Genomic DNA, 14806 nt, shown 5'->3' with positions numbered 1-14806 from the left:
GGCTGCCGGTGCTGCTGCCGGTGCTAGTGGTGCGCGGGTTCGGGCAGTTGGGCGCCTTCGCCGGCGCGGCGCGCGGAGTGGCGGCGGTGCGAGCCGGCCCGGTCGACCTTGCCGCTCGCGGTGAGCACCAGCTCCGGTACGACGGTGATCCGGCTGGGCACCAGGTGACCGGGCACCCGGTCCCGCAGGTACATCCGGAGCTCGGCGCCCAGGGTCCCGGCCACCGCCGCGGCGCGCGGCACGACGTACGCGACCAGCGCGGACCGGCCGGCCAGGGTCGTCCCCGTGACCGCGACCGCGTGCACGCCCGGGTGTCCGGCGAGGTGCGCCTCGACCTCGGCCGGGTCGACCCGGATCCCGCGCACCTTGAACTCGCCGTCCAGCCGCCCCTGGTGGGTCAGCACGCCGTCCGGTGCCCGGCCCACCCGGTCGCCGGTGCGGTACCAGCGCACACCTTCGGCGTCCTCGGTGAAGCGGTCCGCGGTGGCCTCGGGCAGTCCGAGGTAGCCGAGCGCGACCGCGGGTCCGCCGATCAGCAACTCGCCCTGCTCGCTGATCCGTTCGTACACATGGGGCAGGGCATGCCCGATCGGCACCCGCTCGCCCGCCGCCCACGGCCGGTCCCGCGTGGCCGCCAGCGGCCCGTGCAGGTCGACGGCATGGGTGATCAGCGTGGTCTCGGTGGACCCGTAGGTGTTGAGCAGCCGGACCCGCCCGGTGTCCAGGGCGGCCCAGTCGGCGAGCCGGGCCGGGTTGGCGGCCTCCCCGCCGATCACCAGCAGCCGGACGCAGTCGGGCAGCGCGAGGCCGTCCTCGGCGAGGTGGAGGACGAGCTCGTGCCAGAACGCGGTGGGCAGGTCCAGCACGCTGACGCGCTCCCGCTCCACCAGCCGCAGGAAGCGCGGGAACGAGCCGGAGTGGGCGTCGCGGTCGAGGACGAGCGCGGCACCGCCGGTGAGGGTCGGAAGGATCTCCTCGAAGCAGGTGTCCCAGTTCAGCGAGGCGAACTGCAGCACCCGGTCCTCGGCGGTGAGGCCGAACAGGGTACGCAGCGAGTCGACCGTGGCGGAGATCGCCCGGCGCGGTGTGACCACGGGTTTCGGCTGCCCGGTCGAACCCGAGGTGAAGAGCAGGTACGCCGGCTGGTCCGGCTCGGTGCGGCCTGTAGCGGTCCGGTCCGGTCCGGCCCGCGTTTCGGTGGTCGTTCCCGGTAACTCGACGACGCGCAGACCGGGTTGCGCGATCCCCCCGCCGACCGCCGTCCGGCAGCCGACCGAGGCCAGCATGTCCTGCCGCCGCTGCGGCGGGAACGCCGGGTCGACCGGGCAGTACGCCCCACCGGCGGCGAGGATGCCGAGCAGGGCGACGACGGTGTCCGGCGTGTGGGTCGCCGGAACGGCCACCACGCCGGGTGCGGTACCGAGGCGGTGGGCCAAGGTATGTACCAACTCGTCGAGTTGGCGGTAAGTCAGCGCGTCCCCGTGGTGGACGATCGCCGGTCGTTCGGGATATCGGCGCACGGTTTCCGTGAACGCGTCAATCAGATCGGAACTGGCCCCGTGGATGTTGCGGTTATTTGTCATGCCCGCCCCAAAGAATGCCGTGCGAGCACTTGTTCGGTACTCGGCGGACCGGGACTCTACCGGCCGAGCCTGCGGAGCCACAATGGCTGTTGAGGATGTTGCTCCAAGGATGTGTGGTTGACGTGTGAACGGGGCGAGGTCTGTCTCGGCGGTCTCCTGGGGTTCAAGTGACCACGCAGAGTGTTGGCCTGGTCACTCGAGGCGCCGGTGTGGTGGTGCCATTCCACGAGGAGATCGCACACTGTCCACTTGGGCGTCCCTTTTCCGTGCCGCCGGAATCGCCGGCGGCGCGGAGATTTTCCCCGCCGGGCCCGAAGTGTTCGCTCCGGCCGTTCCCGCTGTTCGCAGCCGGTTGCCCCGGTGTGGCTGATTCCTTTACGAATTGACGGACAATCACCTGGGCCGAGTCGATCGGAAGCAGAAGGATCGTCCACCCGTCGACCGCGCACCGCACCCCGAAGCGCCCGGAACGGCGATCGGCCGCCCGGCGGTTCGACGAGGCGAATCGGTCGGAGCGGCTGTGCCGTGGCGCCGCTCGCTGCCATCATCGTTCCGACTCTCGAAGGGGGAACGATGAGTAACGATCCGTCACATCCGCCGGGCTCCGGCGAGCCGGTGGCTCCGCCCGTGCCTCCGCCCGTGCCTCCGCCCGTGCCTCCGCCCGTGCCTCCGCACCCGCCCCGCGTCGCCGCCGGCCGCTTCGGGCGCTGGTCCGATCTCGCGGCGATCGTGACGGCCCTCACCGGCGTGGGGGGCCTCGCGCTCGGCTTCCTGGGCCTGCCCGCGGTGATCAACTCGCCGACGGCGGCCCGTCCGGTGGTGACGACGACCGTCAGCGAGACCGTGACGGTGACCGCGACCGTCACCGCCACCGCCACGCCGAGGGCCACGTCGCCGGCCGTGCCTGACGCGCCGAGCGGGTCGGCGGCGGGCACGACCGGCACCCCGGCGGCATCGGAAGAGCCTGCTCCGGTCGACCCCGGCTGGCTGATCACCTACAACGGTCAGTACGTGGTGGACCGCGAGGTGGACCTGGACCCCAACAATCCGAGCAGCGGCTGGCCCCAGCGCACCGATCTGAGGATCACCGGGGTCGTCGGCGGCAGGGCCTACCTCACCCCGGACCACGATGCGGTGATGGCTCGGATCCCGGACGGGGAGCCGGTGCCGGGACCGAAGCGGTGTCAGGAGATCGCCACCACCCTCAGCGACGGCCGGCTGGCGATCCCCGGCCCAGGGGATCGATTCTGCCTCCGGACCGCCGGGGGATACCCGCGGTACTTCAAGGTCCTCTCCGTCGACAACGACGCCGAGAGGCCGAAGCTGCGGATCGACCTCCTGGGCTGGGCCGGGCAGTAGACCGTGGTCCTGGCGCGCCCGCGAAGCCGCCGCACCTCGCCGTCGCCGCACCTCGCCGTGGGGGGGGCCCCGGCCGGGGGGGCGCCCCCCCCGCCCCCCGGGCGGGGGCCGGGCCGGCGCGGCCCCCGGCCGCCCGGCCCCGCGGGCCGCCGGCCCGCCCGCGGGGCGGCCGGCCCCCCCCGCCCCCCGCGGGGGGGCCGGGGGCGCCCCGCGCGGGGCCCTCCACCATGTCCTGCCGCTACTACTGCGGGGCGTCCGGGGCCTGCGGCGCCTCCGCAGCGGGAGCGCCCGCACCCGGGACCTCCTCGGCCTTCTTCCGGTCCTGCGCGGCACCCTCCTCGATGACCGCCTCGGCCACCGCCGCCATCGTCATCCGGCGGTCCATCGACGTCTTCTGGATCCACCGGAACGCGGCCGGCTCGTTCAGCCCGAACTTGGTCTGGAGCACACTCTTCGCCCGGTCCACCAGCTTCCGGGTCTCCAGCCGCTGGGTGAGATCAGCGATCTCCTCCTCCAGCGTCCGCATCTCCGTGTACCGGGACACCGCCATCTCGATCGCCGGCACCAGGTCGCTCTTCGAGAACGGCTTGACGATGTACGCCATCGCCCCCGCGTCCCGCGCCCGGTCCACCAGCTCGCGCTGCGAGAACGCGGTCAGCATCAGCACCGGCGCCAGGTGCGCCGCGTGGATCTGCTCGGCGGCGGACAGCCCGTCCAGCACCGGCATCTTCACGTCCAGGATCGCCAGATCCGGCTTCAACTCCTGCACCAGCCGGACCGCCGTGGCCCCGTCCCCGGCCTCGCCGACGACGGTGTACCCCTCCTCCTCCAGCATCTCCTTCAGGTCGAGGCGGATCAGCGCCTCGTCCTCGGCGATCACAATCCTGGTGATCTGGGGCGAATCGGTCTCAAGCGGCGATGCCTGCTCGTCGGCGGTGCTCACGGGGCTCCTCGTTCCGGCGGGGTACTGCATGCACGAGGGTACCTAGCTGCGCCGGGCGGTGCGCGCAGGGTATCCTTCACGGGCGCGACTAGCCGGGTTGGTGGAAGGGCAGACACGATCGCCTCAAAAGCGATTGCCTGAAAGGGCGTGTGGGTTCGAATCCCACACTCGGCACTCGATTTTCCTCATATTCCCAGGCCATGGGAATTTCATCACATTGAGTGGCATTCGGCCGAACTCCGGTCGCGGCGCCCGCTGCCCCGGAGGCTGGCGCCATGACCACCAATTCTGTACGCGAACAGGCTGTCCACCTCCTTCGTGAGGGGATGGCCAACGCCGACGTCGCCCGCCGCTTCGGTGTTCCGCGCGGCACCGTTTCCTGGTGGAAGCACCAGGACCGGGTCAAGCGCGGCACTTGCCCCGGCCGGAAGCGGTCCACCTGCCTCCGCTGCCACGGAGACGCTCTGGACGGCCCTGCCTATTCCTACCTGCTCGGCCTCTATCTGGGGGACGGCCACATCCTGCTGCCGAACGAGTACCGCAGAACATCGAGCCTTCAGATCACCTGCGACGAGAAGTGGCCCGGGATCATGGACTCCGTCGAACGCGCCATGCGGGAAGTGCTTCCCAGGAACTCGCCCTGCCGAGTCCGGCGGACCGGATGCCGGGACGTCAAGGTCTACTCGAATCATCTGCCCTGCTACTTCCCCCAGCACGGCCCCGGAAAGAAGCACGAGCGCACCATAGCCCTGCAGCCATGGCAGCAGGAGATCGTCGATGCCCACCCGTGGGAGTTCCTGCGCGGGCTGATCCACTCCGACGGCTGCCGGATCACGAACTGGGCCACCCGCACCGTGAAGGGGACCGTCCGGCGCCACGAGTACCCGCGCTACTTCTTCACCAACACCTCGACCGACATCATCCGCCTCTTCACCGACACCCTCGACGCCGTCGGCGTGCAGTGGAAGGCCTCGATCCCCCGCCCGACCGGCCAGGTCAACGTCTCCGTCGCCCGCAAGGACTCCGTAGCCCTCATGGACGCCCACATCGGCCCCAAGCACTGACGCCGGTGCGGCCCCGTCGGCAGGGGGTCGCGCCGGTTCTCAAAGGGTGGACAGGTCGGTCGAGCGGTCAGCTCGCCCGGTCCAAAGGCTCCAGTTCCACAGTGAGGCGCATACCGAGGGCCGAGGCGAGCCGCTCGAGAACAACGATGGTGGGCATCGTGCCACCGGTCTCGAAGCGGGCGATGGCGGGCTGCTGCATGCCGCACACCGCCGCGAGCTGGGCCTGGGTCATTCCGAGCGCCTCCCGGCGGAGCCGCACGGTCTCGCCGAGCTCGAACCGGATGCGAGCCGCCTCGTAGGCCGCCCCCGCCCCCGGCCGGTTCAGGATCTCCTCACGCATGGCACGCCAGGACGTCCGCTCACTCATTCCGCTCACTCCTCCTCGTCGACGGAGTGCTGCTCCGCCACGCAGCGCGCCAGTGCTCGCCGGGCCCGGTCGACCTCGGCGGTCTCCCGCATCCGGGTCTTGCGGAACACCGTGAGCAGGATGATCCTCCTGCCCGGTGCGATCCAGTAGGTGACCCGCATGTCGAGCTCGACCAGGTGGAAGCGGAGTTCGCGGAGCTTGCCGTCCAGCTGTCTGCTGTAGGGCTCGCCGAGCAACGGTCCGCGGTCCGCGAGCAGGTCCACATAGAAGGCCACGGTTTCCTGCGCGCCCTGGCCGAGCCCGAGGATCCAGTCCCGCACCTCCGGCTCGAGTTCCACTTCTCCCCATGTCATAACACGGATGGTATGAAGGCGCCAGCGGTCAGTCCCGCCGTCCGGGGCACGAGGAGGGCGGCATTCCCCGATACGGGGGATGCCGCCCTCGCACGAACGCTCCCGGTTCGCTCAGTTGTCCAGGGCGCCCACGTGGTGGACGCGGACGAGGTTGGTGGAGCCGGCGAGGCCGGGTGGGGAGCCGGCGGTGATGACGACGATGTCGCCCTTCTCGCAGCGGCCCAGGGAGAGCAGGGCGGCGTCGACCTGTTCGACCATCTCGTCGGTGGTGGGCACGAACGGGCCGAGGAAGGTCTCCACGCCCCAGGTGAGTGCCAACTGGCTGCGCACGGCGGGCTCGTAGGTGAAGGCCAGCACCGGGATCGGCGAGCGGTAGCGGGTCAGCCGGCGGGCGGTGTCGCCGGACTGGGTGAAGGCGATCAGGTACTTGGCGTGGAGGAAGTCGCCGATCTCCGCGGCTGCCCGGGCGACCGCGCCGCCCTGGGTGCGGGGCTTGTTGCTCGGGGTGAGGACGGGCAGGCCGTCGGCGAGGGCGTCCTGTTCGGCGGCCTCGATGATCCGGCCCATGGTGCGGACCGTCTCGGACGGGTACTTGCCGACCGAGGTCTCGCCGGAGAGCATCACCGCGTCCGTGCCGTCGAGGACGGCGTTGGCGACGTCGGAGGCCTCGGCGCGGGTCGGCCGCGAGGAGTTGATCATCGAATCGAGCATCTGGGTCGCGACGATGACCGGCTTGGCGTTCCGCCGGGCGAGCTTGACCGCCCGCTTCTGCACCATCGGCACCTGCTCGAGCGGCATCTCCACGCCCAGGTCGCCGCGGGCGACCATGATGCCGTCGAAGCGGTCGACGATGGAGTCGAGGTTCTGCACCGCCTGCGGCTTCTCGATCTTGGCGATGACCGGGACCCGGCGGCCCTCCTCGTCCATCACCCGGTGGACGTCGTCGACGTCGCGGCCGGTGCGGACGAAGGAGAGCGCGATCAGGTCGGCCCCGGTCCGCAGGGCCCAGCGCAGGTCGGCGACGTCCTTGTCGCTGAGCGCGGGCACCGAGACGGCGATCCCGGGGAGGTTGAGGCCCTTGTGGTCGGAGACGAGGCCGCCCTCGACGACGAGGCAGCGGACCCGGGGTCCGGTGACCTCGACGACCTCGAGGGTGACCCGGCCGTCGTCGACGAGGATCCGCTCGCCGGCGGTGACGTCCCCCGCGAGGCCGGGGTAGGTGGTGCCGCAGCCGTTCTGGTCTCCTTCGACGCCCTTGTCGGTGGAGATGGTGAACTCGTCGCCGCGTTCGAGAAGTACCGGGCCCTCGGCGAAGGTTCCGAGGCGGATCTTCGGGCCTTGAAGGTCGGCGAGCACGCCGATGCTGCGGCCGCTCTCGTCGGCGGCCTTGCGGACCCGGCGGTACCGCTCCTCGTGCTCGATGTGGGAGCCGTGGCTCAGGTTGAATCGGGCGATGTCCATCCCGGCGTCGACCAGGGACTTGATCTGGTCGTAGCTGTCGGTGGCGGGCCCGAGGGTACAGACGATTTTTGCTCGGCGCATAGTGCTGAGAGTAGGCATTACCGGCGCGTAACGTCGATGCCGGTCCGGACAACGGGATGGCCGTTGCCGTAAGGAGAGTTGAACAATCTGACACGACGTCGGACCGGCGTGCGAGAGATCCCCGGCAGTCCGTCCGTACTCGATCCCCGATGCGATTCCGTGAAGGGCTGTTCACCTCCGGTTCACCAGGACTTACGACCCTGCTCCCGTCCTGGCGGGACGCTCGTCACCCGGGTGGGGAGAGCACGTTCTGACGAGGGGGGAAGCTTCCGGCATGAAGCGCGTGATCGGAGTACTGACGGTACTTCTGGTGCTCGGGGGTCTGGCGTTCGCGGTCGTGAACAGAACGAAGGATCCCAAGGACGGCCCCAAGGACGGTACGGGCAAGCCCATCACCCTCACCGGCATGGTCGGCTCGGAGAAGGGCGCGTTCTTCGACGACCAGCGGGTCAAGGACGCCTTGAAGGCCCGGGGGCTGGTGGTGAACACCCAGAGCGCCGGCTCCTGGCAGATGGGCGAACTCAAGAACGACAACCTGGACTTCGTCTTCCCGGCGAGCCAGCAGCCCGCCGAGGCGATCAAGGCGGACCACAAACTGAAGAGCACCCCGACCCGGCCGTTCTACTCGCCGCTGGTGATCGTGACGCACAAGTCGACCGCCGACGTGCTGGCGCTGAACAAGCTGGCGTCCTGGGACGAGGAGAGCAACGTCTGGAAGTTCTCGATGAAGGACTTCCTCGCCGGCATCGACGCCAAGCAGACCTGGCAGTCGCTTCCGAGGCCGCCCGAGAAGCCGGGCGACCTCGTCGGGTCGATCTTCCTGACCACCACCAACCCGGAGACGTCCTCCTCGGGTGCCCTGTACCTCGCCATGGTGTCCTACCTGCTGAACGCCAACCAGGTGGTCCCGGCGCCCGGAGGGGTGACGCCGCAGATCAGCGACGAGTTGCGCGCGGTCATCTCCCCGCAGGGGGTCATGAAGAACTCCACCGAGGAACCGTTCATGGACTTCGTGTCCGGGAACGGCCGCCCGCTGGTGCTGGCGTACGAGTCCCAGGCGCTCGAACTGGTCCTGAAGGGGAAGGCCCCGTCGGACATGGTGATGCTCTACCCGGACACCACCGTGGTGTCCGACCACACGATCGTCGCCTTCAACGACGACGGCCAGCGGCTCGCCGACGCGCTGGCCGACGACCCGGCGCTGCGCGAACTGGAGATCCAGTACGGCTTCCGGCCGTCGGGCGCGGCGGGGGCGACGGCGTTCGCCGCCAAGGTCCGGGATACGCAGAAGGGCGACCCGAAGCCGCCGTTCGCGTTCGCGCCCGACCTGGGGGTCGCGAAGGTCTCACAGGCCACGGTGCCGACGCCGGAGGTCATGAAGCGCCTGGTCGAAGCGGCGAAGACTAAGTGACGGGGGACATGAGGACAGGGGCGGGCACGATGCGCAGGAATGGTGTGCGGGGTCTGATGGCCGGTCTGGCGCTGCTGGTGGCGACCTCGGTGGCGGCGTGCACGTCGTCGCCGGCGCCGCCGCCGAAGCCCGGGCCGAGCGAGCCGCCGGCGGTCAGCGCGCAGCCGGGGGTGCTGCGGGTGCTGGCCGGCAGTGAGCTCCAGGACATGGCGCCGGTGCTGGAGGAGGCGCAGAAGGCGACCGGGGTGACGGTGCAGTTCGCCTGGACGGGTTCGCTGGACGGCGCGGACGCGGTGTCCTCGGGTCGGACGGAGGGCAAGTACGACGCGATCTGGTTCCCGTCGAACCAGTATCTGCACCTGGACGAGGGGAGCAAGTCGAAGTTGCTCTCGGAGACGCCGATCATGACGTCGCCGGTCGCGTTCGGTATCCGTTCGGCGGTGCTGGGCGATTTGGGCTGGGGTGACGGTTCGAAGGTGACCTGGGGCAATCTGGCGGAGGCCGCGGCCGGGGGCAAGTTGTCCTACGGTATGGCGGACCCGTCGCGGTCGAATTCGGGTTTCTCGGCGTTGGTGTCGGTGGCTTCGGCCTTCTCGGGTGCGAGTTCGGCGTTGAGCGAGGCGGATGTGCAGAAGGCGACGCCGCAGTTGAAGCAGTTCTTCACCGGTCAGAGGCTGACCTCGGGCTCCTCGGGTTGGCTGGTGCAGGCGTACGGCCGGGCGGAGAAGGGTTCGATCGGCGCGCTGGTGAACTACGAGTCGGTGCTGCTGTCGATGAACAAGACGCTGGCCGCCGACCAGCAGCTCACCGTGGTCCGTCCGACCGACGGCGTCATCTCGGCGAACTATCCGCTGACGCTGCTGGGTTCTTCGGCGCAGCGGGAGCGGGAGTCGTTCCAGCGGCTCACCTCGTACCTGTTGAAGGAGGATGTGCAGAAGCGGATTTCGGAGCTGACGCTGCGTCGTCCGGTGACGGCGGGGGTGGCGCCGGCGGCGGGGTTGCCGACGGAGCGGAGGCATGAGCTGCCGTTCCCCGGTACCCGGGTGGTGGCGGACGGGTTGCTGTCCTCGTACCAGAACGAGCTGCGTCGGCCTTCGCGCACGGTGTACGTGTTGGACACTTCGGGTTCGATGGCGGGGCAGCGGTTGGCTTCGTTGAAGTCGGCGATGGGGCGGTTGACGGGTGCGGACGACACTCGGGGGGTGCGGCGGTTCCGGGACCGTGAGGAGGTGTCGTTGATCTCCTTCGCGTCGAAGGTGAAGTCGACGAAGACCCATTCGGTGCCGACGGGGGCGGGGGCGCAGCAGGAGTTGGCGTCGATCAACGGGGATGTGCAGGCGTTGTCGGCGGATGGTGGGACGGCGGTGTACTCCTCGTTGCAGGAGGCGTATCGGGTGATTCAGCGGCAGCAGTCGGCGGCTGGGGACGACCGGTTCACGTCGATCGTGTTGATGACGGACGGGGAGAGTAACGAGGGGGCGTCGGACAAGGATTTCCGGGCGTTCTACGGGGGGTTGTCGTCGGCGCAGCGGGCGACGCCGGTGTTCCCGATCCTGTTCGGTGATGCGGCGAAGGAGCAGTTGCAGGGGATCGCGGATCTGACGGGTGGCAAGTTGTTCGACGGGACGGGTTCGTTGGACGGGGCGTTCGAGGAGATCCGTGGCTACCAATAACGGTGGCGGGAGTGGCGGCGGTGGGTTCGGGGGCCAGGTCTGGGCGTATCTGACTTCCGCCCGGCATTACGTGGCGGGTGGGGCGGCCGTGGCGGGGGCGGGGGCGGCGGTCGGGTTGCAGAGCCCGGTGGCGCTCTCGGCGTTGTTGGTGGCCGGGCCGTATGTGGCGACGGTGGCTCTGTGGCCGCGCAAGGAGTCGGAGGGGTCGGACGACCCGCCGGGCGGGGAGGATCCGCCCGGGGGGCCGGGGCCCGGGGAGCCGGGGTCGGAGTCGGGCTCGGGGTCGGGGCCTGGGCCGAAGCCGGCCGGGCGGAAGTCGCCACTGGGCGTCTCGCTGAGCGTCCAGCGGCCGACGCCCCGCGCCGCGCCCCTGGTGCCGGAAGCGGCCCCGGTGTCCTCGGCCCCGGTGTCCCCGGCCGCGTCGACGCTCTGGCCCCGGCTGGAGGAGTTGGCGGTGTTCGTCGGCTCGGCGCCGCTGCCGGCGTCGGCGAACGTGCCGGGGTTGTTGGAGCGGCTGCGTACGGCCGGGCCGGGGCCGACCACCGAGCCGATCGTCCGGCGGCGGCTGCCGCTGGCGGTGGACGGCTATCTGCGGGCGCTGACCTGGCAGCCGTGGGCGGTGGACGGGGCCGATCCGGCGGCCGAGCTGGCGCGGGCGGTGGACGAGATGGCGGCCCTGGTGCCGGCGTCCTGACACTGTCGAGGTGGGAGCTGTACGGCCCCGGTCCGCTGCGGACCGGGGCTGTTCGCGTGCCTGGCCCGCCCTGCCGCCTGTTCGGTCAGGGCTCCAGTGCGCCGGGTAGTTCGAGGCGGCGGCGGACCCCTAGTTTGCGGAAGCTGTTGGTGAGGTGGGTCTCCACGGTTCGCACGGCGAGGTGCAGCATGGCGGCGATTTCGGCGTTGGAGTGTCCGGCGGCGGCGAGTCGGCAGATTCGCAGTTCGCTGTCGGTGAGTGCCTCCGCCCCGGCGTGGTCGCCGCGGCCGATGCGGGCGCCGGAGACTCGCAGTGCCTCGAGTGCGGCGGCTCGCTGCCGGACGGCGCCGAGGCGTTCGGCGCGTCCGGCGGCTTCGCGCAGGGCGCGCCGGGCGGCGCCGCGTCGGCCGCCGTCGCCGAGCAGGCGGCCGTAGGTGATGAGGGCGGGGACGAGTTCGGTGTCGATCTCGGCGGTGCGCAGCAGTAGGACGGCTTCGGCGGCGAGGTCGAGGCCGTGCCGGCCGCCGGTGGCGGCGGCGAGGGTGCGCAGGGCGCGGCCGACGGTGCGGGGGGTGCCCCAGATCCGGGCGAGGCGGAGTTCTTCTTCGGCGAGGGCGACGGCGGGGCCGGGTTCGCCGAGTTGGAGGTGGCATTCGGCGGCGGCGGAGCGCCAGGGGGTGACGATGGGGCTGCGGACCTGGCGTTCGCCTTGGCGGCGGCCGCATTCCAGGAGGTCGGCGAGGGCTTCGGCGGGTTCGCCGGAGGCGAGTCGGAGCAGGCCGCGGGAGTAGAGGTATTCGTTCCATTCCCAGGAGTCGCGGGCGCGGTCGGCGGCGACGGCGCGGGCGAGGCCGTGGGCCTGCCAGAGCCGGCCGGTCTCGACGAGGGCGATGACGGCTTGGGCGACGAGGTGGGCGTTCTGCTGGCCGAGGAGTTCGGCGTAGCGGCCGGGGCCGGTGTCGTCGGTGGTGGGGCGGGGTTCCTGGGCGGCCTCGGCGGTGGTGGGGGTGGTCCAGTTGGGCAGTCGGGGCAGTCCTGGCGGGCCCCAGGGGGTGGGTGGGTGGGGTGGGCGGGAGGCGGCCTGGCTGTTCGGTGGGGTGCTGGTGGAGGAGCCGGGGGCGGTGAGGGCGTAGTCCTCGAGCAGGGCCTGGTACTCGCCGCGCATGATCCTGGTCTCGGCGCGGACGCTGAGCAGGCATTGGTAGCCGGGGTCGAGGGGGCCGCCGCGGAAGCAGGTGAGGCCGCGGACGACGAGTTCGTCGGCCTCGTCGAGGAGGTCGGCCCATTGGGAGAGGGTGGCCAGTGAGACCAGCAGGTAGGAGCGGCAGAGGGGGTCGACGGGGGAGGCTTCGAGTTCGCGGACGCGTTCGCGGACCTCGGTGGCGGCGAGGAGGCCGCTGGTGGCGTCGAATTCGGTGAGCAGTGCGTAGGCGGGGGGTGCGAGGCGGTGCGGGGTGCGGGCGGCGAGGCGTTGGACGCCTTCGACGACCTGGAGCCAGCTGCGGCCGTCGTGGGCGGCGATCTGGGCGGTGGCGGCCTGGACGGCGTGGAGGACGTCTTCCTGGTCGGCGAACCGGTGCGCCAGCTCGTCCATGAGTTCGATGGCGGCGGCGGTGTCGCCGCGGGTGGCGAGTACGGCGCCGAGGGTGCCGGCGGCGCGGAAGACGCCTTCGTCGGTCTGCTGGAGGTGGACGGCCTCGGCGAGGTGGCGCAGGCCGATGGTGCGTTCGGCGGGGCCGAGGGTGACTTCGAGGCTGCCGAGTTCGGAGAGCAGCAGTCCGCGTCGGCGGTCGCTGAGGGGTTCGGCGAGGACGCGGCGCAGCAGGGCGACGGCGTCGGCGGGGCGGTCGGTGTCGGCGGCCCCGCGGGCGGCGCGGCGCAGGGTGTCGGCGGCCCAGTGGGGGGCGGGGGCGGGGGTGAGGAGGAGGTGGCCGGCGACGAGTTCGTCGGGGGCGCCGGCGTGGTGGAGGTGTTCGGCGGCGGCGAGGTGGATGTCGGCGCGGTGGCCGGGGGCGTGGCCGGTGAGGACGGCGTCGGCGAGCAGGGGGTGGGCGAAGCGGGGCCAGTGGCCGGCGTCGGGGGTGTCGAGGTGGTGGTGGGCGGTGAGGTCGGCGAGCCAGCCGGTGAGGCGGCCGGGGTCGGCGGCGGCGAGGTGGGCGAGGAGGGGGACGGGGTCGAGGGGCGGGGTGCCGGGGGTGGGGGTGGCGTCGGCGGCGGGGTGTTCGCGCATGCGGGCGAGGACGCGGGCGGCGGTGACGGCTCGTTCGCCGGCGCCGTGCAGCCAGGTCTCGACGGCTTCGGCGAAGGCGCCGCCGGGGAGGGCGCCGCACTGGTCGGGGAGGGTCGGCGGCAGCGTCCCGGCGGGTGTCGTGGGGGGCGCGGCGGTCTCGGCCTGGCTACCGGCCGCGCGGTCCGCGCCGTCCGCGCCGTCCCCGCCGTCCCCGCCGTCGGCCGCCGCGAGGTCGGCGAGCAGCGCGGTGAGCAGCAGCGGGTTGCCCCCGGTGGCGCGGGCGCAGTCGGCGGCCAGGCGGGGCGGCGTGCCGGGTCCGAGCCGCTGTCCGGCGAGCAGGACGGCTGCGGGGGTGCCGAGCGGGGTGAGCCGCAGGGTGGTGGCGAGTTCGGGCGGCAGGTCGCGGGCGAAGCGGTCGGTCCGGCCGGTGAGGGTGGCCTGTCGGCGTTCGGTGGCTATCAGCAGGGCGGGCAGGCGGTCGATGCGGCGGGCGACCTGGCGCAGCCAGCGGCGGGAGGGCTCGTCGGCGAGGTGGATGTCGTCGATGGCGAGCAGCAGCGGGTGGTGGGTGCCGTGCAGCCGGAGCAGGGACCAGAGGGTGGACTCGGCGGTGTCGGGCTCGATGCCGGCGGCGGCGGCCTCGGTGGGGCCGGCGGCCGCTGTCCGGGGGGCCCAGGCGGTGTGGACGTAGGGGCCGGCGGGGGTGGGGCCGGTGTCGAAGAGCTGGCGGGCGGCCGCGTAGGGGGTGGTGGCCTCCTCGGTGGAGCAGCGGGCGCGCAGCACGGTGGTGCCGTCGGCGGCGGCCCGGCGGGCGGCCTCGGCGAGGAGTGCGGTGCGGCCGGTGCCGACGGCGCCGGTGAGCAGCAGGACGTGGCCGGTGCCGCGGCGGGCGTCGGCGGCCCGGTCGGCGATCAGCCGCAGCTGCGGTTCGCGGTCCACGAGGCGGGTGGACGTGGCGGTGCTCATTCAGGTGCTCCTCTTTGCCCTTCCCGGGTCTTCGTCGGTGTCCGAACGGGCACTGCCTGTCGTTCTACCGGGAAAACGGCTTGACGTCCTAACCACGCGTTACCGGCGGGTCAGGTTTCCGTGCCGCGGACGGAGTTTCCCGTCCGTCGGGCTCGGGGCGCCCGAATGGGCGGTTTCGCGGTGTTCCGGTGGTTCCTCGGCCTGGCTCTCCCGTGTTCCTGACCACCTGGGGGGTCGAAAACGTTGCCTCCGCCGATCGGCGGGGACCGCTCGGCGGGCCTGATCTCGTGGTGGACCACGATGGCCGGGAGCGTGCCCGGGCGGGAAGCATGGTGGTTGATTCCGGGGCACGGGCAGCGCTCCCGGATCGCCGTCGAAACGGTCGGCCCGCCCGGGTGGGGCGCCACGCCCTGACGTTCGGGGTCCGCCGGGTGGCCGGGCCGGCTTCTCCAGGAGGGGGCCAGATTTGACTGTTCTGCACACCGAGTACGACCGCCGGGGTACGGCGATGGGGTCGTCCGGGTCGGCGTCCGCCACCCGTACGGTCCCGCCGCAGCGCCCGACGGCGTCCCGCTCGGTCTCCACGAACACCCATGCTGTCGGTAGCGCCGCGGCATCCGT

12 protein-coding genes and 1 tRNA gene are annotated in these 14806 nt (G+C 71.9%); 6 read left to right on the top strand and 7 right to left on the bottom strand.

What is annotated here, in order from left to right:
* Positions 1–23 precede the first annotated feature (23 nt).
* A complete protein-coding gene (locus SM793_RS07030; protein WP_320437159.1) occupies positions 24–1520 on the bottom strand; it encodes an amino acid adenylation domain-containing protein in 1497 nt (498 codons plus the stop codon).
* A 726-nt stretch (positions 1521–2246) separates the two neighbouring features.
* Between SM793_RS07030 and SM793_RS07025 the strand changes: the two genes are divergently transcribed.
* Positions 2247–2942 carry a hypothetical protein gene (locus SM793_RS07025; RefSeq protein WP_320437158.1) on the top strand — a complete coding sequence of 232 codons (696 nt, stop codon included), beginning with the start codon at positions 2247–2249 and terminating at the stop codon, positions 2940–2942.
* Positions 2943–3183: 241 nt separating this feature from the next.
* Here the strand turns inward: SM793_RS07025 and SM793_RS07020 are convergent, their stop codons facing one another.
* Entirely contained in the window at positions 3184–3885 is a 702-nt protein-coding gene (locus SM793_RS07020) for an ANTAR domain-containing response regulator (RefSeq protein ID WP_320437157.1), read from the bottom strand.
* 91 nt (positions 3886–3976) lie between these two features.
* Here SM793_RS07020 and SM793_RS07015 point away from each other — a divergent pair.
* Both SM793_RS07015 and SM793_RS07010 read left to right on the top strand, forming a co-directional pair.
* Positions 3977–4059, top strand: a tRNA-Leu gene (locus SM793_RS07015).
* A gap of 101 nt (positions 4060–4160) precedes the next feature.
* On the top strand, positions 4161–4949 hold the full coding sequence (locus tag SM793_RS07010) for a helix-turn-helix domain-containing protein (protein ID WP_320437156.1): 789 nt from the start codon (positions 4161–4163) through the stop codon (positions 4947–4949).
* Between the two features lie 67 nt (positions 4950–5016).
* On the opposite strand, the gene SM793_RS07005 is transcribed toward SM793_RS07010, so the two are convergent.
* The 3 genes from SM793_RS07005 to pyk all read right to left on the bottom strand — a co-directional run bounded on the left by SM793_RS07005 (position 5017) and on the right by pyk (position 7211).
* Positions 5017–5316, bottom strand: a complete 300-nt coding sequence (locus SM793_RS07005) for a helix-turn-helix transcriptional regulator (RefSeq protein WP_320437155.1) — start codon at positions 5314–5316, stop codon at positions 5017–5019.
* A 5-nt stretch (positions 5317–5321) separates the two neighbouring features.
* On the bottom strand, positions 5322–5669 hold the full coding sequence (locus SM793_RS07000) for a type II toxin-antitoxin system RelE/ParE family toxin (protein ID WP_320437154.1): 348 nt from the start codon (positions 5667–5669) through the stop codon (positions 5322–5324).
* 111 nt (positions 5670–5780) lie between these two features.
* Positions 5781–7211: a pyruvate kinase gene (gene pyk, locus SM793_RS06995; RefSeq protein WP_320437153.1), complete on the bottom strand. Its 1431-nt coding sequence runs from the start codon at positions 7209–7211 to the stop codon at positions 5781–5783.
* Between the two features lie 274 nt (positions 7212–7485).
* Between pyk and SM793_RS06990 the strand changes: the two genes are divergently transcribed.
* Entirely contained in the window at positions 7486–8622 is a 1137-nt protein-coding gene (locus tag SM793_RS06990; RefSeq protein ID WP_320437152.1) for a substrate-binding domain-containing protein, read from the top strand.
* A gap of 56 nt (positions 8623–8678) precedes the next feature.
* Positions 8679–10295 (top strand): VWA domain-containing protein, encoded by a 1617-nt coding sequence (locus SM793_RS06985; RefSeq protein WP_320437151.1) that lies wholly within the window; start codon positions 8679–8681, stop codon positions 10293–10295.
* A gap of 66 nt (positions 10296–10361) precedes the next feature.
* On the opposite strand, the gene SM793_RS06980 is transcribed toward SM793_RS06985, so the two are convergent.
* Complete coding sequence (locus tag SM793_RS06980) at positions 10362–10487, bottom strand: hypothetical protein (RefSeq protein ID WP_320437150.1); 126 nt, start codon at positions 10485–10487, stop codon at positions 10362–10364.
* A 199-nt stretch (positions 10488–10686) separates the two neighbouring features.
* On the opposite strand from SM793_RS06980, the gene SM793_RS06975 reads away from it, so the two are divergent.
* Complete coding sequence (locus SM793_RS06975; RefSeq protein ID WP_320437149.1) at positions 10687–10989, top strand: hypothetical protein; 303 nt, start codon at positions 10687–10689, stop codon at positions 10987–10989.
* 85 nt (positions 10990–11074) lie between these two features.
* On the opposite strand, the gene SM793_RS06970 is transcribed toward SM793_RS06975, so the two are convergent.
* The gene (locus SM793_RS06970) at positions 11075–14185 is read right to left on the bottom strand and encodes a helix-turn-helix transcriptional regulator (RefSeq protein ID WP_320437148.1); all 3111 of its coding nucleotides are present in this window, start codon (positions 14183–14185) and stop codon (positions 11075–11077) included.
* Between the last annotated feature and the right edge of the window lie 621 nt (positions 14186–14806).

The sequence above is a fragment of the Kitasatospora purpeofusca genome (assembly GCF_034043715.1).
GTDB classification, from domain to species: domain Bacteria; phylum Actinomycetota; class Actinomycetes; order Streptomycetales; family Streptomycetaceae; genus Kitasatospora; species Kitasatospora purpeofusca_A.
The sequence above is the reverse complement of the archived record's forward strand: the minus strand, read 5'-3'. Positions and strand labels throughout refer to the sequence as shown.

Coding starts and splice junctions, on each gene's coding strand:
- SM793_RS07010 (WP_320437156.1), top strand. CDS start 4,161: ATGACCACCAATTCTGTACGCGAACAGGCTGTCCACCTCCTTCGTGAG.
- SM793_RS07005 (WP_320437155.1), bottom strand. CDS start 5,316: ATGAGTGAGCGGACGTCCTGGCGTGCCATGCGTGAGGAGATCCTGAAC.
- SM793_RS07000 (WP_320437154.1), bottom strand. CDS start 5,669: ATGACATGGGGAGAAGTGGAACTCGAGCCGGAGGTGCGGGACTGGATC.
- pyk (WP_320437153.1), bottom strand. CDS start 7,211: ATGCGCCGAGCAAAAATCGTCTGTACCCTCGGGCCCGCCACCGACAGC.
- SM793_RS06990 (WP_320437152.1), top strand. CDS start 7,486: ATGAAGCGCGTGATCGGAGTACTGACGGTACTTCTGGTGCTCGGGGGT.
- SM793_RS06985 (WP_320437151.1), top strand. CDS start 8,679: ATGGCCGGTCTGGCGCTGCTGGTGGCGACCTCGGTGGCGGCGTGCACG.
- SM793_RS06970 (WP_320437148.1), bottom strand. CDS start 14,185: ATGAGCACCGCCACGTCCACCCGCCTCGTGGACCGCGAACCGCAGCTG.